The sequence below is a fragment of the Vibrio sp. 10N.247.311.51 genome, from assembly GCF_041467855.1.
GTDB lineage: Bacteria > Pseudomonadota > Gammaproteobacteria > Enterobacterales > Vibrionaceae > Vibrio > Vibrio coralliirubri.
In genome coordinates this window covers 90,757-112,564 of record NZ_JBFSVK010000010.1, presented here as the reverse complement: position 1 = coordinate 112,564, position 21,808 = coordinate 90,757, and the positions used below count along the sequence as shown (strand labels likewise).

General features: G+C 45.1%; 14 protein-coding genes, 1 pseudogene and 1 other annotated feature. Of the genes and pseudogenes, 6 read left to right on the top strand and 9 right to left on the bottom strand.

Annotated features, from left to right (window positions below; genetic code table 11):
- Positions 1-256 precede the first annotated feature (256 nt).
- Complete coding sequence (gene grcA / locus AB6E85_RS11585) at positions 257-634, top strand: autonomous glycyl radical cofactor GrcA (protein ID WP_017059315.1); 378 nt, start codon at positions 257-259, stop codon at positions 632-634.
- 152 nt (positions 635-786) lie between these two features.
- On the opposite strand, the gene AB6E85_RS11580 is transcribed toward grcA, so the two are convergent.
- The 4 genes from AB6E85_RS11580 to thrA form a co-directional block, all read right to left on the bottom strand.
- Positions 787-1,446: an NADPH-dependent FMN reductase gene (locus AB6E85_RS11580; protein ID WP_372142731.1), complete on the bottom strand. Its 660-nt coding sequence runs from the start codon at positions 1,444-1,446 to the stop codon at positions 787-789.
- Positions 1,447-1,622: 176 nt separating this feature from the next.
- Positions 1,623-2,909 (bottom strand): threonine synthase, encoded by a 1,287-nt coding sequence (thrC, locus tag AB6E85_RS11575; protein WP_372142730.1) that lies wholly within the window; start codon positions 2,907-2,909, stop codon positions 1,623-1,625.
- Positions 2,906-3,862, bottom strand: a complete 957-nt coding sequence (gene thrB, locus AB6E85_RS11570) for a homoserine kinase (protein ID WP_032545653.1) — start codon at positions 3,860-3,862, stop codon at positions 2,906-2,908. The genes thrC and thrB overlap by 4 nt, the downstream gene beginning before the upstream one ends.
- A gap of 17 nt (positions 3,863-3,879) precedes the next feature.
- Positions 3,880-6,339 (bottom strand): bifunctional aspartate kinase/homoserine dehydrogenase I, encoded by a 2,460-nt coding sequence (gene thrA, locus AB6E85_RS11565; RefSeq protein ID WP_048606761.1) that lies wholly within the window; start codon positions 6,337-6,339, stop codon positions 3,880-3,882.
- 29 nt (positions 6,340-6,368) lie between these two features.
- Positions 6,369-6,487: a sequence feature (Thr leader region), on the bottom strand.
- A gap of 317 nt (positions 6,488-6,804) precedes the next feature.
- On the opposite strand from thrA, the gene AB6E85_RS11560 reads away from it, so the two are divergent.
- A complete protein-coding gene (locus AB6E85_RS11560) occupies positions 6,805-7,263 on the top strand; it encodes a hypothetical protein (protein ID WP_017070076.1) in 459 nt (152 codons plus the stop codon).
- A gap of 112 nt (positions 7,264-7,375) precedes the next feature.
- Here AB6E85_RS11560 and AB6E85_RS11555 read toward each other — a convergent pair whose 3' ends face one another.
- Positions 7,376-7,861, bottom strand: coding sequence for a putative 4-hydroxy-4-methyl-2-oxoglutarate aldolase (locus tag AB6E85_RS11555; RefSeq protein ID WP_017059310.1), 486 nt, complete (start codon positions 7,859-7,861; stop codon positions 7,376-7,378).
- Between the two features lie 47 nt (positions 7,862-7,908).
- Here AB6E85_RS11555 and AB6E85_RS11550 point away from each other — a divergent pair.
- Positions 7,909-8,010 (top strand): annotated as a pseudogene (locus tag AB6E85_RS11550) (ribonuclease activity regulator protein RraA); the annotation flags it as partial.
- Positions 8,011-8,439: 429 nt separating this feature from the next.
- Positions 8,440-9,156, top strand: coding sequence for a two-component system response regulator ArcA (gene arcA / locus AB6E85_RS11545; protein WP_004741534.1), 717 nt, complete (start codon positions 8,440-8,442; stop codon positions 9,154-9,156).
- A 136-nt stretch (positions 9,157-9,292) separates the two neighbouring features.
- Here arcA and AB6E85_RS11540 read toward each other — a convergent pair whose 3' ends face one another.
- From AB6E85_RS11540 to AB6E85_RS11525, 4 genes are all read right to left on the bottom strand, one after another.
- Positions 9,293-9,736, bottom strand: a complete 444-nt coding sequence (locus AB6E85_RS11540) for a hypothetical protein (protein ID WP_017062884.1) — start codon at positions 9,734-9,736, stop codon at positions 9,293-9,295.
- A gap of 7 nt (positions 9,737-9,743) precedes the next feature.
- Positions 9,744-12,113, bottom strand: coding sequence for an aerobic respiration two-component sensor histidine kinase ArcB (gene arcB / locus AB6E85_RS11535; protein WP_268671671.1), 2,370 nt, complete (start codon positions 12,111-12,113; stop codon positions 9,744-9,746).
- Positions 12,114-12,287: 174 nt separating this feature from the next.
- Complete coding sequence (locus AB6E85_RS11530; RefSeq protein ID WP_050622308.1) at positions 12,288-14,039, bottom strand: diguanylate cyclase domain-containing protein; 1,752 nt, start codon at positions 14,037-14,039, stop codon at positions 12,288-12,290.
- 91 nt (positions 14,040-14,130) lie between these two features.
- On the bottom strand, positions 14,131-15,084 hold the full coding sequence (locus tag AB6E85_RS11525) for a TIGR01212 family radical SAM protein (RefSeq protein ID WP_333913602.1): 954 nt from the start codon (positions 15,082-15,084) through the stop codon (positions 14,131-14,133).
- Positions 15,085-15,614: 530 nt separating this feature from the next.
- Between AB6E85_RS11525 and gltB the strand changes: the two genes are divergently transcribed.
- Both gltB and AB6E85_RS11515 read left to right on the top strand, forming a co-directional pair.
- Entirely contained in the window at positions 15,615-20,162 is a 4,548-nt protein-coding gene (gltB, locus tag AB6E85_RS11520) for a glutamate synthase large subunit (RefSeq protein ID WP_372142728.1), read from the top strand.
- Positions 20,162-21,631, top strand: a complete 1,470-nt coding sequence (locus tag AB6E85_RS11515; RefSeq protein ID WP_372142726.1) for a glutamate synthase subunit beta — start codon at positions 20,162-20,164, stop codon at positions 21,629-21,631. Before gltB ends, AB6E85_RS11515 begins: the two co-directional genes overlap by 1 nt.
- The last annotated feature ends 177 nt before the right edge of the window (positions 21,632-21,808 follow it).

Sequence of the window (21,808 nt, the reverse complement as noted above, 5' to 3'; positions counted from 1 at the left end):
AACAAATGTAGTAAACTTACAACAAATATGACTGTTAAATATTTTTTATACTTTAAAATATTTTGTAATTACTTTATTTTCAAAGGTTTTATTGATTTACCTCAATATAATCACCTTTGTAAAAATATGGTTTTTGGTTGTTTTTTGACTTAAATCAATGTTAACCTTACTAATATTAGGTATATATTACCCAGCTCAATAAAAATCGAAAGTTAACACCATAATCAAACCACATTCAGTGGACTAGGAGATAGTTATGATCCAAGGTATTCAAATTACTAAAGCAGCAAACGATGACCTACTAAACTCAATCTGGCTACTAGATAGCGAGAAGAATGAAGCTCGTTGTGTTGTTGCTACTGCAGGTTTCGAAGCTGACCAAGTTATCTCAGCTGCAGACCTAGGCGAGTACGAAAGCCGTGAAGTTGCAATCGAAGCAGCACCACGCATCGAAGGTGGCCAACACCTAAACGTTAACGTTCTTAAGCGTGAAACGCTAGAAGACGCAGTTGCTCACCCAGAGAACTACCCACAGCTAACGATCCGTGTATCGGGTTACGCTGTACGTTTCAACTCTCTAACAACTGAACAGCAACGTGACGTTATCGCACGTACGTTCACTGAGTCTCTATAATCTCAGTAAACTAGAGTGTTAAAGATTTAAAAAGCTTGGTCAGAAATGGCCAAGCTTTTTTAGTTTTTGTCCTACCAACTTCTTATCGCTTATTGTTCCAACTCGAACCCGTTCCCTTAAAACCAAACAGCACTGTCACCAATCAAATTTGGTTATGGCGCGTTTCGTTGAGAAGGATCTTTAGTAAAGGCTTTCGCCAGAGCCGTAGGATCAACATTGTCTCTTTGCAACGCAGCACCTTGTGCCCACCACATCAACTGATGGAATGTTCGATTCATGTATTCATCCCATTGTGCTTGCTCAGACTCTTGAACAACGCCGCCCTCTTCATCAAACACTTCTTGCGCTCTCGGCAAGTGAATCATCGCAGAAACAGGCAAGCAACCGAGCTCTGACAAGAAGGTTCTCATTGAAACGGATGCTCTTGCCCCGCCCCACTGACCAGCAGAATAAGTCACAATCGCACTCGGTTTATATGAAAATAGCGAGCTACCAAAGTGATTGAGAATATTAGCTAGCGCTGGGCTCATCGAATGATTGTATTCCGGGCTAACCATCACATAGCCATCAGCTTTAGCGATCTTGTCGGCTAACTCCGCTAAATGTGCAGGTACTTTTGAACGATGATACGAAAACTCAGGCTTAAACACATCGCCATAGTCATAATTCAATGGGTCGATAATCTCAACCGTATGCTCTGAGTGCTGATTCGCAAGCAGTTTTTCACAAGCCTTGCTGACTCTCATCCCTAATCGAGCAGGTCTTGGTGGTGTGCTCTCACGTACAGAGCCAAGAAAAATCAAAAAATTCATACTATCCCTTTCCGTTTTGATCGGGTTAAAGCAATACACTTACTTAAAGCCATTTAAGCGTAAGAAAACCCTTAAATAAAGCTTACTTTAAAAACACTCAGACAATAAAAAAGGTGAATGATTGCTCATTCACCTTTTCTTATCGCTCTAAGTTCTACACTTTACGTTTTGAAAAATTACGCAGGTTGAACTCGACGAAGCACTGCTTTTAGCGCTTCAAAATCGTTATCAAGATCTTCAGACAACAACTCCATCGCCGCGTGTTTTGCCAGCGGGCCAGGCAGTTCGATATCAGAACCTAGGATGTCATCAACCACTTCTTTGAATTTCGCTGGGTGTGCTGTACACAGGAACAAGCCAGTTTCGTTCTCTTGCAGTTGCTCTTCTAGTAGACGGTAAGCAATCGCACCATGTGGTTCACATAGGTAACCTTGTTCTTTAAGGTCGCGAACTGACTCAGCGCTCTGCTCGTCAGACACTTTACCTTTGCCTAGTGTATCTAAGCCCCAACCTTTCAGTTGGCAAAGCTCTTCGATACGAGGCCAGTTGTTTGGTTGGCTTACGTCCATCGCGTTCGATGTTGTCGCAACGGTCGGTTTTGGATCCCATTGGCCTGTTTCTAGGTAACGAGGAACCGTGTCATTTTCATTGGTTGCTGCGATGAAACGCTTAACAGGTAGACCTAGCGCTTTAGCCAATAGACCAGCCGTTAGGTTACCAAAGTTACCACTTGGTACAGAGATAACGAGGTTTTCACGTTGCTCTTTAGTCAGCTGAGAAGCTGCCTCAAAGTAGTAACAGATCTGAGCCATTAAACGGCTGATGTTGATAGAGTTTGCTGAGTTCAAGCCAATCTCTTTACGCAGTTCAGCGTCATCAAATGAGTCTTTAACTAGAGCCTGACACGCGTCAAAGTCGCCATCAATCGCCACAGTGTGGATGTTCTTACCAAGCGTACAGAACAGCTTCTCTTGCAGTGGGCTGATCTTGCCTTTCGGGTAAAGAATCACAACATTGATGTCTTCCATGCCGTAGAAAGCATGCGCAACCGCCGCACCGGTATCACCTGATGTTGCCGTTAAGATAGTGATTTGGCCACCATCAGAAACAGCAGCTAAAGATTGAGCCATAAAGCGGCCACCGAAATCTTTAAATGCCAGTGTTGGACCGTGGAAAAGCTCAAGCGCGTAAACGCCGTCTTTTACTTGGTTGATTGGTGCAGGGAATTGGAACGCTGCATCCACCATTTGGTCGATCTGTTCTTTTGGTAATTCATCACCAATCAATGCTGACAGAATCTTTGAGCTACGAGGGACAAAGTCCTCTGCTAGCAGCGCATCGATATCATCAAACTTTGGCAGTTCAGATGGGAAAAATAGACCTTGATTACGGCCTAAGCCTTGACGAACGGCTTGGCCAAAAGAGACTTGTTCATCATTTTCTTTGATGTTGTACAGTTTCATAACTCACTTCCTGTAACGATCGAACCCTGCTTATCTAGGCGACAAACGTGAACGAATCCTTCTTCATTTTGTACGTAATTTTGTTCTAACCAGCGTGCAACACGCTCGGCGACATCTTGTTCTTTGCAAATGCTAAATAGAGTTGGACCACTACCAGAAATACCAGTAGCCAGTGCCCCAGCTGACAGCGCGTATTTACGAGCATCAGCAAACCCTGGAAGCAGTTTCTCACGATATGGTTCAGCGATCACGTCTTTGATCATCTTCGCAGCCAGTTCAGGTTGACCTGAATGACACGCGTGGATAAAGCCCGCTAAGTGACGACCATGAGCAATGATATCCTGACGACGATATTGAGATGGTAGGATCTCTCTCGCTTCCGCCGTTGAAACCTTAATACCCGGATAAGCCATCACCCAGTACCAGTCGTCAAAACACGGCACTTCTTGGCTAATGATGCCTAGCTCTTCAAGCATGAGCTGCACACCACCAAGGTAACATGGCGCAACGTTATCGTAGTGGATACCGCCTGAAATCTTGCCTTCCATTTCACCCATCAGAGCAAGCAGTTCAGTTTCATTCAGCGGCTGACCGTGAAAACGGTTTAGCGCATCTAGTGCCGCGACGATTGAACATGCACTAGAGCCCAAACCTGAACCGATAGGCATGTTCTTTTCTAGCGTCATTTCCAAAGGCTTTAGCGTAACGCCTTTTTTATCAAGCTCTCTAGAGAACACCACCCAACAGTCGTAAACGATGTTTTCTTTTGCTTCAGTTGGCAGCTTAGAAACAAAGCTGCCTGCAGTTTTAAGTGAGAATGGTTCATCACCGGCTTTAACCATAACTCGGTCACCCAGCAGTGTGCCATCCACTGGAGACACAGCGGCCCCCAGCACATCAAACCCTACACTGACATTACCGATTGATGCAGGAGCATAAACGACAACATCCATATCACTTGAACTCATTCCTAAACTCCTAATTTCCAACCAAGAGTACGCATCACATCAGAGAATACGCCAGCTGCTGTTACTTCAGTACCCGCGCCGTAGCCACGCAGTACTAGAGGGATTGGTTGGTAGTAACGGCTGTAGAATGCTAATGCGTTCTCGCCATCTTTAATCTTGAACATTGGGTCGTCGCCATCAACAGCAGCGATACGAACCTTACACTTACCTTCAGCAATTTCACCCACATAACGAAGTACTTTGCCTTCTTCTGCTGCGATAGCTGACTGCTCTTTGAAGTAAGCATCTGCTTCTGGTAGGCGAGCCATGAACTCTTCAACCGTACCTGAATCATCAAAACCCGGTGGCAGAGCTTGGTCTACTTCAACATCTTCAAGTTCAAGCGCCATACCTGCTTCACGAGCAAGAATAAGCAGCTTACGCGCCACATCCATACCAGATAGATCATCACGAGGATCCGGTTCAGTGAAACCGTTATCTTTTGCAATATTGGTTGCTTGGCTTAGTGTCATACCTTCATCAAGCTTGCCGAAGATGTAAGACAGTGAACCTGAAAGAATGCCGTTGAACTTCTCAAGTTCATCACCTGCAGAGATGAGGTTCTGTAGGTTTTCGATTACCGGTAGGCCAGCACCTACGGTTGTTTCGTACATCAGCTTACGACGTGAGTTACGTGCAACTTCACGAAGCTGATGGTAGTAAGCCATGCTTGCTGTGTTTGCTTTCTTGTTTGGTGTTACCACGTGGAAACCAGCCGCTAGGAAATCAGCGTACTGCGCCGCAATACCTTCGCTAGACGTACAGTCAACCAATACTGGGTTGATGATGTGGTTACGTTGAACCAAAGCCGCTAAGCGAGCTAGGCTGAACTCTTCAGTCGCACTCGACATACGGTCACGCCACTGCTCTAGCGGTAAACCATCGCTGTCTAGCAACAAACCTTTACTGTTTGCTAAACCACATACGCGAATCACGATGCCTTTTTCAGCCAGTTTGCCTTGCTGACGTTGGATCTGGTCAACAAGCTCGCCACCAACACCGCCGACACCAACAACGAATACATCTAGGAAGTGCTTAGAGTTGAATAGGTTCTCGTGACACGCTTTGATGGCTTCAGAAATTTTATCTTCAGGGATAACCGCTGAGATAGCGCGCTCTGAAGAACCTTGCGCGATAGCAACAATGTTGACGTTCACTTCAGCTAAAGAAGAGAAGAACTGAGATGCCACGCCACGTGAAGTGCGCATACCGTCACCCACCAGCGTTACAATCGCAACGTCATCCATGAACTCAACCGGCTCTAATAAGCCATCTTTAAGTTCAAGTTCAAACGCGTCTGACAACACTTGTTTCGCTTTCACCTTATCAGCCGATTCAATACAGAAGCTGATGCTGTACTCAGAAGAAGATTGAGTAATAAGGACAATAGAAACGCCAGCAGAAGACATCGCGCCGAATACACGACTCGCCATACCTACCATGCCCTTCATACCTGGGCCTGATACGTTAACCATGGTTAGGTCGCTTAGCGTCGTAATACCTTTGATTGCTAGGTTATCTTCGCCAGTGTCTTGGCCAATCAAAGTACCTGCACCCTGTGGGTTAAAGCTGTTTTTGATCAGACAAGGAATATGGAATTGTGCGATAGGCGCGATAGTTTTCGGGTGTAGAACCGAAGCGCCAAAGTAAGAAAGCTCCATCGCTTCTTGGTAGCTTAATGACTTAAGAAGACGAGCATCATCGACTAAACGCGGGTCACAGTTGTAAACGCCGTCTACATCTGTCCAGATCTCACAGCAATCAGCACGTAGACACGCCGCTAGAACTGCAGCTGAATAATCAGAGCCGTTACGACCAAGTGTGACTAACTCGCCTTTATCGTTACCAGCTGTAAAGCCCGGCATGATATTTACGTGACCTTTAGGCAGTGGCGATTGACGGAAGTTCTGAGTTGAAACGTCCACATCGACCATAGCTTCAAGGTGATCACCTTTAGCGTATAGGTATTGAACTGGGTCAATCAGGCTTGCTGGTTGGCCTTTCGCTTCAAGTACCGCTTTCATCAACTGGATTGAGATTCGCTCACCTTTACTGATGATGCGAGCATTAACATGATTCGGGCACATACCCAGTAGGTTAATGCCGTTTACGAACTGTTTTAGCTGAGCAAGAGAAGTATCAACCTGCTCTTGGAACGCAGAACCATCAATAGAAGGAACAACGGCTTGAATATCTGCAAACAGTGCAGCGAATGAGGATTCGATCTCTGTAATCTGTGCGTCTGCTTCACCATTTTTAAGTGCAGCTTCAATTACAGCGACCAACTTATTGGTTGTTTTTCCTGGAGCCGATAGTACAACGGCTAGCTCTTCTTGCTGGGCATTATTAGCGATGATATCAGCCGCTCGTAAAAAACGATCTGCATCAGCTAATGATGAACCTCCAAACTTTAAAACGCGCATCCCTTTCTCCATAAGTCATAAAAATGGTACAAAAAAAGGCCTGTATCTTGTTGGATACAGGCCTTTTTTTTAAAATCCGTTACTTAGCAGCCTGCCCCAACAATGTTAATGTCGGTAATAATAATGGTTGTGGTCATTACTAGGTGGCTTACGTGCTGCATATCAAATTCTCTGCTTGTGCTTTACTCTACGTGTATCAATTTTTACCACTGGACGTCAATGAAAAGTTGCGTTTTTTTTACATTCGCACCGTTTTTCAGAGCAAACCGTCATTTAAGGGATAAAACACCCTGTATAAACCTTCACTTAAGATACTGGATTTACTCATTGAACAGGCAAGAGTGATCAATTGCATATATAGTCATAACAAAATGCTATATCGATTGTGCAGCGAACGTACAAGTTCTGTGCTTTAATTGAACGATAACGTTCGAAGAACAATAATAATGACATCAGGAGTGGGAAATGAAGAGATTACTTATTCTTTTGGCTTTTGCTATGCCTGTTGTTTGTTCAGCGAATAGCTTGCCTCTACTACCCAGCCAGATCGATAGTTCTTCTCATAAATTTTTTATCTCCACACAAAACGCGTCGAGTGAAAGCTTCGATACTTGGAAGATAGACAGTGGCTACTCTTATAGCTTGTTTTCAGATGTGGATCTTTACGTCGGTACACGTATCAATAGTGCGGCATTGAAACAGGAAAGTGGATTCTTAAGCGGTGTCAGTTATCAGTTTTCAGAAAGAGTCTCTTTCAACAGTTCTCTGCACACCTATAAAGACGAGACCGAAGACAATGAGAAATCGGTAGCCGCAGAGGTTTCAAGCCGAGTGCAACTAACAGATAACCTAGATTTGCATGCCACCCTTGATTATGAAGAGTGGCAGCAAGGTGTTGAAGTGGGATTAGGGTTTCGCTTTTAGTCTCTTTAGCTTGTTCTTTATTAACTGATTAGTGCGGATTGAGATCCAAGCTTTCAGTACATCACAAACCATTCCCCGTTCTAATCTATCAACGGCATTAAATTGGAGTCAGTTACGATTCAATTAACAACTCAGATGAAATTAACACACCATTCCAATCGGCATAAATATAGTCACCAGGCTGAATCAGTTGATTATGTATAGAGAGTGTCACATTCACTTGGCCGACACCGCGTTTCTCTGTTTTGAATGGCGATGCACCTAACGCCTGAACGCCAAGGTCCATTTGCGACATCATGCCAACATCACGCACCGCACCGTTTACAATCACGCCTTCCCAACCGTTTTCTATCGCGAGAATAGCGAGTTGATCGCCAAGCAGCGCCTTCTGGCATGAGCCATTTCCGTCAACGACAAGCACTTTGCCACAGCCGTCGGTCTCTAAAACCTCACGAACCTTGGAATTATCGTGATAACAACGAACTGTTACAATTTTTCCAAAGAACGCACCACGTTGGCCGAAGTTCTGCAATGGCATGTTCAGTAGGGTGACTTCGCTTTCAAACTCATCACACAAGTCGGGTGTTATATCGTGCATATATCCTCCGTGAGTAAGGCGTTACCGGTTATGTCAGGCTAGCCTCTATGCTTTTATATGTTATTAAAATTAATCCTTTGTTTTCATTGTTCTATGCTCAATTTATTACTCAATAAAAGTTGATTGAGCATATTTATCTACTAGACTCTTAAGACAGCTTTCAGCTTCCTTGGTTCATAATCCGCTCTTTAGCAGGCAAGATGTGCGAAGCATCTCGAATAATCATTCTTGTTTTGGTGCTAAATAGTCACCATAACATTGGTTAAGTTGTAGCCATACTATTAAAGTTTGTTGCGATACGGCAATTGATGTAAATCAACAAAGTGAATGGAATTAACATTCTCGCGTTGTTAGCATGCTGTTAACATTATAGAATCCACTCCAATCACTAAAAGAATGATTGAAAGGCGTACTGGATCTACGTTATTGGGCAATACTTCAAGGAAGGCAGATAGCTGGAAGTAAGTGTTTTTTTGAAAACTTTAAGTTATCATCAAAAATACATTACCTGTATGTTATGTTTTTGCCTAGAATTTATTCTATTAGCACAGTTTCGTCACAAATTTAGGTACCGCCAAATGCAAACCCCGCAGATTCTTATCGTTGAAGATGAGCAAGTAACTCGTAACACTCTAAAGAGTATTTTTGAAGCAGAGGGATATGCTGTTTTTGAGGCTAGCGACGGTGAAGAGATGCACCAAGTGCTATCTGACAACCAAGTTAACCTTGTAATTATGGACATCAACCTTCCAGGTAAGAATGGCCTACTACTTGCGCGTGAATTACGTGAGCAAGCAAACGTAGCGCTTATGTTCTTAACTGGTCGTGATAATGAAGTTGATAAGATCCTTGGCCTAGAGATCGGCGCTGATGACTACATCACTAAGCCTTTCAACCCTCGTGAACTGACTATCCGTGCACGCAACCTTCTGAACCGTTCCATGAGCACAAGCTCTGTTCAAGAAGAAAAGCGTAGCGTTGAGAAGTACGAGTTCAACGGTTGGGTACTAGATATCAACAGTCGTTCTCTGGTTAGCCCAGATGGCGAAGGCTACAAGCTACCTCGCTCAGAGTTCCGTGCTCTACTTCACTTCTGTGAGAACCCAGGTAAGATCCAAACACGTGCTGACCTTCTTAAGAAGATGACTGGCCGTGAGCTTAAGCCACACGATCGTACTGTAGACGTAACAATCCGTCGTATTCGTAAGCACTTTGAATCTGTTTCTGGTACGCCAGAAATCATCGCAACGATTCACGGTGAAGGCTACCGCTTTTGTGGTGACCTAGAAGACTAATTCGATTCGCGCTTCTGACCATTTAGCACTGCTCACCAGTAAGTGTTTTGAATATTAGAAGCGTCATCAATAGTTATTAAAAAGGGAGAATGCCAGCGCATTCTCCCTTTTTTATTGTTCTTAATTAAATAAGGTTTTAGTAAACCGTATCCACCTTAACGTCTTTCTCTACTAGCCACTTCACGGTTTCGCCATCTTTAAGTTCAACCGCTACATCAACAGGCTTGTCGCTGTCGATCTCTAGCTGCCATACAAACGCGACTTCCCATTGAGTTTCACTGTGTGTTCTTAAATCAAGATCGTCAGCCGTTACCAACAAGGTGTCTGCACCCTGTTTAACCGTAACACTTTCAACCGCAAGCGTTGCTGGCAGTTGTGAGTCTGACTCTAGGTAGATAGCACCATGTAGGGTCTTATCTTGAGTCTCGCCAATCGTTGGCATCTTGTTGTGCCAAAGGTTACTTTTCATTGTGACTGTTGCTGCAGATACTTCGACTTGATTATCTTGCTGCCATTCTACTTGTGGCGCAGAACAACCTGCTAATGCCACTACACATGCGGCGAATGCTAATTTTTTCATTATTCTTCTACCTTTGGTTTAACCAACTCTTTAAGACTTCAATGTCATTCTGGTATTCGTTATTTATCTCATCAACCCAATCTGAAATGTTCTCCCACCACGCAGGCAAATCTGGAGATTGAGCTTTCTGAGCAACTTGTTGGATGCGTTTCAGGCCAATAGAACCTGCTGCACCTTTAATCTTATGTGCTTCAGAAACGATACTGGCTTTATCTTTCGCGACCATGTTGGAGTTCAATATTTCCATATACTCCGGCATCATATCTTCGAACATCGCGATGCTATCCAAAACCGGTTTCGGTCCAACAATATCAACATAAGACTCTAGCATATCAATATCAAGCAAAGTGGTATCAATTGCTGAAAGAACAGACTTACTCGCATCGACTTTATCAATGCTCTCAACCTTATCCGTGCCCGCTACCTTCTCAATTACCTCTGGTGCATCTTCGATAAGTTCACTGATGACATCTTGGATAGCTCGAACCGACAAAGGTTTACTGATCGCTTCGTCCATGCCTTTCTGGAAGTACTCTTGCTTGTTGTTTAGCACGTTCGCAGTTAATGCCACCAAAGGCGGTAGCTGGCTGTATTTCTCGCGGTAGTATTGAGCAATATCGAAACCCGTCATGTCTGGCAGTTGGATATCCAGTAGCACTAAATCATAGTCTTCAGGGTTGAAAGCAATTTGCGCCTCTTTACCCGTCATCACGACTGTCACTTCATGGCCAAGGCTTTCAAGTAGAGAGCGAGCTACTGTGATATTGAGTTCAATGTCTTCGACCATAAAGATCTTAAGATTCGACTGCTTTCTTGGCGTTTTGATCAGTGCCTGAGTATCGTGATTCACTGGAACTCGAATCGAAACTGTAAAGGTACTACCAAAGCCCTCTTCACTGGTGACTTCAATGTGGCCATCCATCATATTGATCAGCTGTTGAGAGACAGCAAGACCAATTCCGGTGCCGACAGCGTGCAAGTTGTCCGTGCCCGATTTCACCTGATAGTACATCGCGAAGATCTTCTCGATTTCACTTTCAGGGATACCAATGCCGGTATCTTCCACTTCCATCGTAATGTTGGCAAAGTCACCATCAATGTCAGCGCTGACTGTCATCACCACTCCACCATCTTTGGTGAACTTCATCGCGTTACTGACAAGGTTCCACAGTACCTGTCTAAGACGAGTACCATCCACTTCAACAGCAGCAGGAAGATCAGACAATCTTTCTAGATCGAACCTTAACCCTTTCTGCTCGGCCATCAATGCTGAGATACTTTCGATCTCGACAACGAAATCTTCAAAGTTGATAGGCGTTGGGAATAGCTCAAGCTTACGACGGTCGAACTTATCCATGTCGATAATATCGTTAAAGATATTACCCAGTGTCACCGCGCTCACCTTGATGGTTTGCATCTGTTTACGCTGCTCGGTGGTCAGTTGGCTATCAAGCAGCATGCGGCTCAAGCCAATGATACCGTTGAGCGGCGTTCTTAACTCGTGGCTAATGGTAGAGATAAAGGTGGTCTTATCACGGCTGGCTTTTTCTAGTGACTCTTGATGCTCTTTGCGCTCAGTGATATCGCGGCCAAAACCAACCAAACCCAAGTGACGGCCATCTTTGCTGTAGAAAGGGACTTTACGCAGTTCGAAGTAACTCTTACGTCCGTCAGGGTATTCAAGCCATTGGTCATAAGTTAGAGCTTGGTTGTCAGCAAATACTTTCTTATCGGTTTCAACAACTTGCTGAGCGACCTCTTTGCTGTAGACATCCCAAGGCGTTAAACCAACTAGCTCTTTTTCTGTTTTGCCAGTGAGCTCTTCAACCGCACGGTTACAACCAGAGAACACACCATCTTCATTACGGTAGTAAATAAGGTCAGGCGAGGCATCGATAAACGAGCGTAACAGTGCGGTACGTTCTGCGAGTTCAAGCTGAGTACGCTCGCGCTGGAACACCTCGTTTTCGAGATCTTGCATTGCTTCTGCGCGCGCTTCTTCCGCTTTTTCACGCTCTTCAATTTCTTGATTAAGCTTCTCGATATTGAGCTGCATTTTATTGTTGAGTTCTTGGTCTCGCTCACGCATGTCGCCAAGTTTAGAGACCAATTTCGCTAACCTTTGACGTGATTCTTCCAACTGGTCCACGACCACTGACAGAAAATAAACCGCCCAAGGCGTAATCACTAAACCAAAGAAAACTGAACGGACAATGTCGATGTCATCAACATTCCCTTTGAGTGCGAGGGTGATACCGACTTGCACAACAACAGCGAGGGCAACAAGCGCTAGGGCGAGTAAGATAGAAAAGCGGACAATCCCCAGTTTTACGAGTAGATCCACGTAATACTGGGCAAGATTTTTCATGGGTTTCATTTAGCGCTCCATGCGATAAGACTAGCAACATTCTACCCTGTTTGAAGATAGGAGGTAAGCTAGCTACATCACACGCAGCAAGTGTTCAGCGGTAATTTCGAAGGTTAATTAACCAATACAAATACTAACCAAGCAAAAATAGCCGGGGATAATCAAATTGCCAATTTTATAGCGTTAGCGAATTGAGTATGGATGCACCATTGAACGGTTGCGACCGTCTGATTTCGCTTGATACAGCGCACTATCAGCCAAGGCAACAGCCGATTCCATTTCATCATCAGGTGTAGGAATGTAAGAGATAATACCAATACTCACCGTGATGAATTCAGAGACCGTCGACTTCTCATGATCCAACTCTAATTTAAGGACTTCATCATGGATACGCTGTGCCACCAGCTGAGCACCTTCGGTTGTCGTATTTGGCAGAATAAAGCCGAACTCTTCACCACCATAACGAGCCACACAATCAGATGAACGATTCAACACCTGCTTAAATGCCTGTGAAACCTGAATCAAAGCATCATCGCCTTGTTGGTGTCCGTAAAAGTCGTTGTAGCCTTTAAAGAAGTCGATATCACACAGCATGATCGTCAGTGGCAACTTCTCACGCACATGATAATGCCACAGTGTAGAGAGCTGTTCGTCGAAACGACGTCGGTTAGAAACCTGGGTCAGGCTGTCCATAAAGCTGAGACGTTCAAGCTCAAGGTTGGCTTCTTCAAGCTTCTGCTCTGCAAGGTAACGCTCGGTGATATCACGCGCCATGATCAACACACCATTAGTACTGGATGCTGGATCTCTAAACGGTGATTTCACAACATCATACCAAGTGTATTCGCCATCACTGGAAACGACCTTATCGATATAGCGTAACGATTTACCATGATGAAGCACTTGATGATCAGTGTCTGAGATACGCATATACATACTATTAGGCACGACATCTTGCAGGCGCTTACCTACTAGGTCACTGACCTCAGAGATACCAAGCGCCGCCACAAACGGCTTATTACACGCTTGATAAACCATGTTTTCGTTAAAGATACCAATCGAGTCTGGGCTCGCTTCCAAGATGTTTTGCAAGATAGTGTCACGTTGCGCAAGTGCCACTTCGGTATCTTTACGCTTCTCCATTTCGCCACGCAGTTTCTGCTGCATGTCATGCCAATCGGTCACATCATGACTAATAGAGAGCGTGCCTATGGTTTCTCCATCTTGGGAAAGCAGCACACTTTGATAGGTTTCAAGCAAACACCCTTTGCCGTCCTGATCGGTTGTCCACGAACGCTCACTAACACGGCCTTTCAATGCGCCACCAGAAACACTCAAGGTGCCCTCTTCTGGGCGACCGTGCCAAAACTTTTTAAACGAACGATTGCTCGCGACCAACTCACCCTTTTGATCTTTCACGTAGATCAGCTCAGACAAAGAATCCAACGCGGTACGAGCAACATTCAGTTCTCGAACTTCTTGGGACAGTTCTTCGTTGGTGTTTTTATAAGGTGAGGCGTGAATCATCCAAGCCTGCTTATTTCTAAAATGGATCTTACGACCGACTAGGTTGATCTTGAACGACTCAAATTCAGAAAGCGCCCACAGGGAGACCTGCTCGAAGGCTCGAGAGTTAATGTGATTGGTTAAGTAGTGACGAAAGCTGTTCTCACTTTCCACAGTAGGAAAGCGAAAATTAACACCGATTTGGCGGATACCAAGCAACTGCATGGCTTGGCGATTGGCATAGAGTATTTCGCCACTTCGAACATCAACAAAGTAGAGGGGCGACGGGGTAGCAAGTAGAAGCGTTTCGATATGCGACTGATAACGAGAATAGAGATGCCAGCAGATGAGAGCAATCAGCAATACAACAACGATATAAATACCGTAGCCATACGCCCTGTCCCACAACCAAGTCATTACCAGTTCCATTTACTCTCAATCTATACCATAAAATCTGTGAGGGAAATGTTACCACTATTTGTTGGTTTTATCTGCTGTTACCTACAGTCACCCATTTCTATTAATTGGCTGCGTTTAAAACAGGCAACGTGTACTCGAATGCGGAGTCAGTTTTGATGCCTTGAGCACCGGTTTTATCGAGCGAACGACCTATTTCAGTCATCGCTAACCAGCGGTTCTCACACCATAAAGGAGAGAGTAATGTTGGGCGTCTCGCCGCTGAAGAAACACGGTGATAAACCACGTCCGCAGGCGTGCGTTGAATGATCTCACTCGCGATATCAATGTACTCTTCAAGGCTTGGTGCTTCTAGCTTTCCTGCCTTCCACGCCTTAGCCATGGTACTGCCCTCTACTATATGAAGGCCGTGCAGCTTAATACCATCGGTGCCAACGGCTAATACCTTGTCTAAGGTTTCAAGGTTATCCGCTTTGGTTTCTTTTGGTAGGCCAACAATCAGATGAGTACACACCTTGATACCTAAAGCGCGTGCGCGTTGGGTGATCGTTTCATACACTGCAAAATCGTGGCCGCGGTTAATTCGCTTGAGGGTTTTATCATTGGCGGTTTGCAGGCCAAGCTCGAGCCAAATCTCATAGCCTTGTTTAACGTAGTCCGCTAACAGATCCAACACCGCATCAGGCACACAGTCTGGTCGCGTGCCAACACAAAGGCCGACGATCTCTGCACCGGGTGCTTTTAGCGCCTCTTCATACATATTCTTGAGCACTTGCACCTCAGCATAAGTGCTGGTGTACGCCTGAAAGTAAGCCAGATACTTCTTGGCACGAGCAATCTCACCCGCACGATCTTTTAGCTGATCAGCAATACTTTGAATTTGAGTTTGTTCATCAGCAAAGGAAGCCACGTTACAAAACGTGCAACCTCCACGGCCAATTGTCCCGTCTCGGTTTGGGCAGCTGAAACCACCATGAAGCGTCAGCTTGTGAACCTTCTCGCCATAACGGCGTTGAAGGTCTTGGCCGATAGTATTGACCAACTCGTGTAATTGCATATTTTCAAAGCACTCAAGTAAATAAGAATGAATATCAGTCTTTTTTTGAAAAAAAATTACATCCCTGCAAAATTCGACCAATTAGTTTACTCAAGGCTTTTTGCAAGCAACCTAACAAATATCAATAAACATGCAAAAAATCGGCTCTATTTGCCTAATGTTGCACATTTGTTAGGCATTAAATTCAAAATAAAACGAAAAAAATGGTCTACATGGGTCAACTTTCATTGCAATTCGCCTAGACAAAATTGTAGGATACTTACACATATTGGCTATTTTTGAGTATTTACTTACAACGAAAACTTGCTAATAAGTCGGTGATATCTAACTCCCACCTATATAAACCACTAGTTTGTGGTTAAAAACAAACAGGTATCACTAAGGATTGTTTTTCTCGCAATACTTTTCCTGCGAGATACGGAAAGGATTCAAACCGCCAGCATAGGCAGGTTTAGACCCATAAATATAAAAGGACAAGGCTGACTTTATACAAATAAGTTGCGCCTAGATTTAACTGGAAGGATGTATCTATGGTAGATCAAGAGCAGAACTCACAGGGTCTGTATACTCCTGAATTGGAGCATGACGCTTGTGGTATCGGTTTTGTTGCGCATCTAAAGAATCGCAAATCTCATGATGTAGTAACTCAAGCACTCGATATGCTTGCACGTATGGAACACCGTGGCGGCCAAGGCTGCGATCCGTGTTCTGGTGATGGTGCAGGTATCCTGCTACAGAAGCCGCACGAATTCTTACTAGAAGAAGCCGTAAAGCTTGGAATTAAGCTGCCATCTTTTGAAAAATATGGTGTTGGTGTTGTACTTTTCCCTAAAGATGAACACAAACGTGCACAGTGTCGTGACATTCTAGAACGCAATGCACAACGCCTTGAGTTAGAAGTTATCGGTTACCGTGAACTTCCAACTGATAATTCAATGATTGGTGCTGACCCACTAAGCACTGAACCTCAATTTGAACACGTATTTATTTCTGGCGGCCCTGGTATCACACCAGAAGAGCTTGAGCGTAAACTGTATGTTCTTCGTAACTACACGGTTCGTGTATGCCTAGAAAGCGTTTCAAATATCGGTGATGACTTCTACATCAACTCTATGTCTTACAAGACATTGGTGTACAAAGGTCAGCTAACAACTGAACAAGTTCCTCAGTACTTCCTAGATCTGCAAAACCCAACCATGGTGACAGCTCTAGCACTTGTACACTCTCGCTTCTCTACCAATACATTCCCACGCTGGCGTCTAGCTCAGCCTTTCCGTTACATCGCACACAATGGCGAAATCAATACGGTCCGCGGCAACCTGAACTGGATGAAAGCACGTGAAGCAATCCTAGAATCGGATCTGTTTACACAAGCTGAAATCGACATGCTGCTTCCTATCTGTCAGGAAGGTAGTTCGGATTCATCAAACTTCGATATGGCGCTTGAGCTACTTGTTCTTTCAGGTCGTACTCTGCCACACGCGTTGATGATGATGATCCCGGAAGCATGGCAAGAAAACAAAAACATGGATCCAACTCGTCGTGCGTTCTACCAGTACCACGCGAACGTAATGGAACCATGGGATGGCCCAGCATCAGTATGTTTCACCGATGGTGTTCAAGTAGGTGCAACACTTGACCGTAACGGTCTGCGTCCTTCTCGCTACACAGTAACTAAAGACGACTTCCTAGTAATGGCGTCTGAATCTGGCGTAGTTGAGATTGCACCTGAAAACGTTGAGTACCGTGGTCGTCTACAACCAGGTCGTATCTTTGTTGCTGACCTTGAGCAAGGCCGCATCATTTCTGATGAAGAAGTGAAAGATAGCATTGCTAAAGCACAACCTTACGAAAAGTGGGTTGAAGAGAACCTTCTGAGCTTGAAAAAGCTACCAGATGCGAGCAACGAATTTAGCCAACCTTCTCCAGAGAAACTCCTACACAAACAACAATCGTTTGGCGTGAGCTCTGAAGAAGTAAACGAAATTATTCTACCTCTTGCGAAAACAGGCTACGAGCCACTTTCTGCAATGGGTGCTGACTGGCCGCTAGCGATTCTTTCTCACCAATCGCAGCACCTTTCAAACTACTTCAAACAGTTGTTTGCACAAGTAACTAACCCGCCGATCGACCCGATTCGTGAGCGTATGGTTATGTCTCTGAACACTTACCTAGGTAAGGATCAGAACCTACTTGCTGAAACACCTGAGCACTGTCAAAAAGTAGAACTTGAGTCACCAGTACTGTCTAACTCAGAGTTAGAAAAACTGCGTGCAATCGATAACGAGCACCTTCAAGCGAAGACGCTGGATATCGTATTCCAAGCAAATGGCGACCAAGGTAAGTTAGAGCGCGCACTTAAGCGTATCTGCCAATACGCAGAAGACGCTGTGATTGATGGCTACTCTATCATCCTACTGACAGACCGTGCGGTTAACTCTAACCATGCCGCTATTCCAGCAATGCTGGCTGTTGGCGCAGTTCACCACCACCTAATCCGTAAAGGTCTACGTGCTAAGTGTGACATCGTTGTTGAAACGGGCGACGCTCGTGAGACACACCACTTTGCAACGCTTATCGGTTACGGTGCGAACGCAGTTAACCCATACCTAGTTATTGAAACGATTGTTGAACTGCAACGTACGAAGAAGCTAGATCCAAACGTACACCCACGTGAGTTATTCGATAACTACCGTAAAGGTGTTAACGGCGGTCTACTTAAGATCTTCTCTAAGATGGGTATCTCTACGCTGCAGTCTTACCACGGTGCACAAATCTTTGAAGCACTTGGTGTTAGCAAATCAGTGGTTGAAAAATACTTCACAGGTACTGTTTCTCGTATTCAAGGTCTAACGATCGACGATATCGCGCGAGAAGTATTGGTTCGTCACCGTGTTGGTTATCCAGCTCGTGAAATCCCAGCTCAGATCCTTGATGTTGGTGGTGTTTACCAGTGGAAACAACGTGGTGAGAAACACCTATTCAACCCAGAAACGATTTCTCTACTTCAAGAATCGACGCGTAACAAAGATTACGGTCAGTTCAAGAAGTACGCAAAAGCAGTTGATGACCAAGGTGACAACGCAGCAACGCTACGTAGCCAACTGGACTTCATCAAGAACCCTGCAGGCTCTATTCCTCTAGCAGAAGTAGAACCAATCGAGAACATCCTTAAGCGTTTCGCAACCGGCGCAATGAGCTTTGGTTCAATCTCGCATGAGGCTCACTCAACACTGGCTGTTGCGATGAACCGCATTGGTGCGAAATCAAACTCAGGTGAAGGTGGTGAAGATCCAGCACGGTTCGAACGTAAAGAAAACGGCGACTGGGAACGTTCAGCAATCAAACAGGTGGCTTCAGGTCGCTTTGGTGTAACGTCTTACTACCTATCTAATGCTGATGAGCTACAAATCAAGATGGCTCAAGGTGCGAAACCGGGCGAAGGTGGTCAACTACCTGGTGATAAGGTTGATGATTGGATCGGTGCAACGCGTCACTCGACTCCGGGCGTAGGTCTTATCTCTCCACCGCCACACCACGATATCTACTCAATCGAAGATTTGGCTCAGCTGATCTACGATCTGAAAAACGCGAACCGTAACGGCCGTGTCAACGTGAAGCTAGTATCGGAAGCTGGCGTAGGTACGATTGCATCTGGTGTAGCGAAAGCGAAAGCTGACGTAGTACTTATCGCAGGTTTTGATGGTGGTACGGGTGCATCTCCGATGTCTTCTATCCGTCACACAGGTCTGCCTTGGGAGCTGGGTCTAGCGGAAACACACCAGACACTGCTGAAAAACGGCCTACGTAACCGTATCGTTGTTCAGTCTGATGGTCAGATGAAAACACCACGTGACCTTGCAGTCGCAACGTTACTTGGCGCTGAAGAATGGGGCGTAGCAACAGCAGCTCTAGTGGTTGAAGGCTGTATCATGATGCGTAAGTGTCACAAGAATACATGTCCTGTTGGTATCGCTACACAGAACAAGACTCTGCGTGAACGTTTCGACGGCCGCGTAGAAGACGTAGTGACTTTCTTCCAATACATGGCTGAAGGTCTACGTGAAGTAATGGCTGAACTTGGCTTCCGCTCTATCGATGAGATGGTAGGTCAATCGCACAAACTTAAAGTTCGTGACGACATCGGCCACTGGAAGTACAAGAACCTAGATCTAACACCTGTACTGCACATTGAGCAGGCTCGTGAAGAAGATGGTATCTACAACCAGACACAACAAAACCACAACCTAGAAGACGTTCTAGACCGCAAGTTGATTCAAGCGGCAATTCCTGCACTTGAGAAAGGTGAAGCTGTAAATGCGACCTTCCCTATCATCAACACGGACCGCTCAGCGGGTACCATGCTGTCGAACGAAATCTCGAAGGTTTACAAAGACCAAGGTTTACCACAACCAATGAACGTTAAGTTCCACGGTAGTGCTGGCCAATCTTTCGGTGCGTTCCTTGCGAAAGGCGTTAAGTTCGAAGTAGAAGGCGACGCGAACGATTACTGGGGTAAAGGTCTGTCTGGCGGTACTTTGGTTCTGTACCCAGATGCGAAATCAACTATCGTTGCTGAAGACAACATCGTGGTTGGTAACGTATGTTTCTACGGTGCGACTTCAGGTGAATCTTTCATTCGCGGTATGGCTGGTGAACGTTTCTGTGTTCGTAACTCTGGTGCGAAGGTTGTTGTTGAAGGCGTTGGTGACCACGGTTGTGAATACATGACTGGCGGTGTCGCAATTATCCTTGGCTCAACAGGTCGTAACTTTGCTGCTGGTATGAGTGGCGGTGTGGCTTATGTTTGGGATAAAGCGGGTGACTTCGAAACCAAGCTTAACTCTGAACTTGTAGACCTAGATCCAATTGAACAAGAAGATAAAGTTCTTCTACTAGATATGCTAACTAAGCATGTTGAATTCACAGGAAGTGAAGTTGCTCAGTCTTTCTTAGACAACTTTGAAGCAAGTGTTGCATCGCTAGTTAAAGTAATGCCACGCGACTACAAAGCGGTTCTTGAAAAGCGTAAAGCTGAAGCACAACAGGCACAAACGGAAGAAGTGGAGGCAGTATAATGGGTAAGCCTACTGGATTTTTAGAACACGGTCGTGAGCTTCCAAAGAAGCTTGACCCGTCAGTTCGAATTGAAGACAACAAAGAGTTCGTACTCAACGAAGAGTTTGGTGAAAAGATCAATACTCAAGCCTCTCGTTGTATGGACTGTGGCGTACCTTTCTGTCACAACGGCTGTCCGATTGGTAACATCATCCCAGAATTCAATGATGCGGTTTACCGTGACAGCTGGGAAGAGGCTTGGAACATTCTAAGCTCTACCAACAACTTCCCTGAGTTTACAGGTCGTGTTTGTCCTGCTCCTTGTGAAAGTGCCTGTGTTCTTGGTATCAACCAAGACCCAATCACTATCTGTAATATCGAGAAAACGATTGTAGAAACTGCGTACCGTGAAGGGTACGCAAAACCTAAAACACCACGCTCTCGCACAGGTAAAACTGTCGCAGTTATCGGTTCAGGTCCTGCTGGCCTAGCCGCAGCTGAGCAGCTAAACAGCGCTGGTCACTCGGTAACGGTATTTGAACGTGACGAGAAAGTCGGTGGTCTACTTCGCTTCGGTATCCCAGATTTCAAACTGGGTATGGACGTGATAGATCGTAAGATCAACCTAATGGCTGAAGCTGGCGTTGTGTTTAAAGTTAACCAACACATCGGTGTTGATGTTAATGCTCAACAGCTACGCCAAGAGTTTGATGTGGTATTGCTAACGGGTGGTTCTACGGTTCCACGCGACTTACCAATCCCAGGTCGTGAGCTGGAAGGCGTTCACTTTGCCATGGAATTCCTTGGTCAAAACAACCGCCGTGCCAACGACTTAGATCTTAAGACAGAAGAGATTCACGCTAAAGATAAACACATTGTGGTTATCGGTGGTGGTGATACTGGTTCTGACTGCGTGGGCACATCAAACCGCCATAAGGCAGCAAGCATTACTCAGGTTGAGATCATGCCGATCCCACCAGAGAAGCGCCCTGCAAATATGCCTTGGCCTCAATACCCAATGATCATGAAAACTACCACTTCTCACGAAGAAGGTTGTGAACGTCACTGGAACATCTTAACCAAAGAGTTCATCGGCAACGAGCAAGGTCAAGTGACGGGTCTACGTATTGCTGACATCGTTTGGCAAGATGCGAAACCAGGTGAGCGTCCAGGTTTTGATGAAGTCGCGAACTCTGAACGTGTTATTCCTTGTGACATGGCATTCCTAGCAATGGGCTTCTTACACCCAGAGCCAACCGGTGTGCTTGCTCAACTAGACATTAAACTGGACGAGCGCGGTAATGTTGCTTCTGAAGGTTTTGCAACGAACCAGAAAGGTGTTTTCGCTGCTGGCGATATGCGTACTGGTCAATCTCTAGTTGTACGTTGTATTAATGAAGGTCGTGAATGTGCAATTGCCATTGATGACTTCTTAATGGGTAACTCAAACTTAGAAGCGAAAGCTGATTCACTCATGCTTTCCGCATAATATTTCTCAGGCTAGCGTCGATGACGTTAGCCTAGAGGAAAAGCAACACCCTTCCTAACTTTTATATTTGGCTAGCACTCGATGCTAGCCTTTTTTCTATCTGGCATTTGTCGTTTTCAAAATCACCCTGTTGTATATGTTAAATCCCGTTAACATCCACCTTGTATATCTCATTGA

Excerpts from the sequence above, each read along its gene's own strand:
- AB6E85_RS11560 (WP_017070076.1), top strand. The coding sequence starts at position 6,805 with ATGAAGAGATTACTTATTCTTTTGGCTTTTGCTATGCCTGTTGTTTGT.
- AB6E85_RS11525 (WP_333913602.1), bottom strand. The coding sequence starts at position 15,084 with ATGCAATTACACGAGTTGGTCAATACTATCGGCCAAGACCTTCAACGC.
- AB6E85_RS11580 (WP_372142731.1), bottom strand. The coding sequence starts at position 1,446 with ATGAATTTTTTGATTTTTCTTGGCTCTGTACGTGAGAGCACACCACCA.
- AB6E85_RS11555 (WP_017059310.1), bottom strand. The coding sequence starts at position 7,861 with ATGCACGATATAACACCCGACTTGTGTGATGAGTTTGAAAGCGAAGTC.
- grcA (WP_017059315.1), top strand. The coding sequence starts at position 257 with ATGATCCAAGGTATTCAAATTACTAAAGCAGCAAACGATGACCTACTA.
- AB6E85_RS11515 (WP_372142726.1), top strand. The coding sequence starts at position 20,162 with ATGGGTAAGCCTACTGGATTTTTAGAACACGGTCGTGAGCTTCCAAAG.
- thrA (WP_048606761.1), bottom strand. The coding sequence starts at position 6,339 with ATGCGCGTTTTAAAGTTTGGAGGTTCATCATTAGCTGATGCAGATCGT.
- gltB (WP_372142728.1), top strand. The coding sequence starts at position 15,615 with ATGGTAGATCAAGAGCAGAACTCACAGGGTCTGTATACTCCTGAATTG.
- thrB (WP_032545653.1), bottom strand. The coding sequence starts at position 3,862 with ATGGATGTTGTCGTTTATGCTCCTGCATCAATCGGTAATGTCAGTGTA.
- arcB (WP_268671671.1), bottom strand. The coding sequence starts at position 12,113 with ATGAAACCCATGAAAAATCTTGCCCAGTATTACGTGGATCTACTCGTA.
- thrC (WP_372142730.1), bottom strand. The coding sequence starts at position 2,909 with ATGAAACTGTACAACATCAAAGAAAATGATGAACAAGTCTCTTTTGGC.
- arcA (WP_004741534.1), top strand. The coding sequence starts at position 8,440 with ATGCAAACCCCGCAGATTCTTATCGTTGAAGATGAGCAAGTAACTCGT.
- AB6E85_RS11540 (WP_017062884.1), bottom strand. The coding sequence starts at position 9,736 with ATGAAAAAATTAGCATTCGCCGCATGTGTAGTGGCATTAGCAGGTTGT.
- AB6E85_RS11530 (WP_050622308.1), bottom strand. The coding sequence starts at position 14,039 with ATGGAACTGGTAATGACTTGGTTGTGGGACAGGGCGTATGGCTACGGT.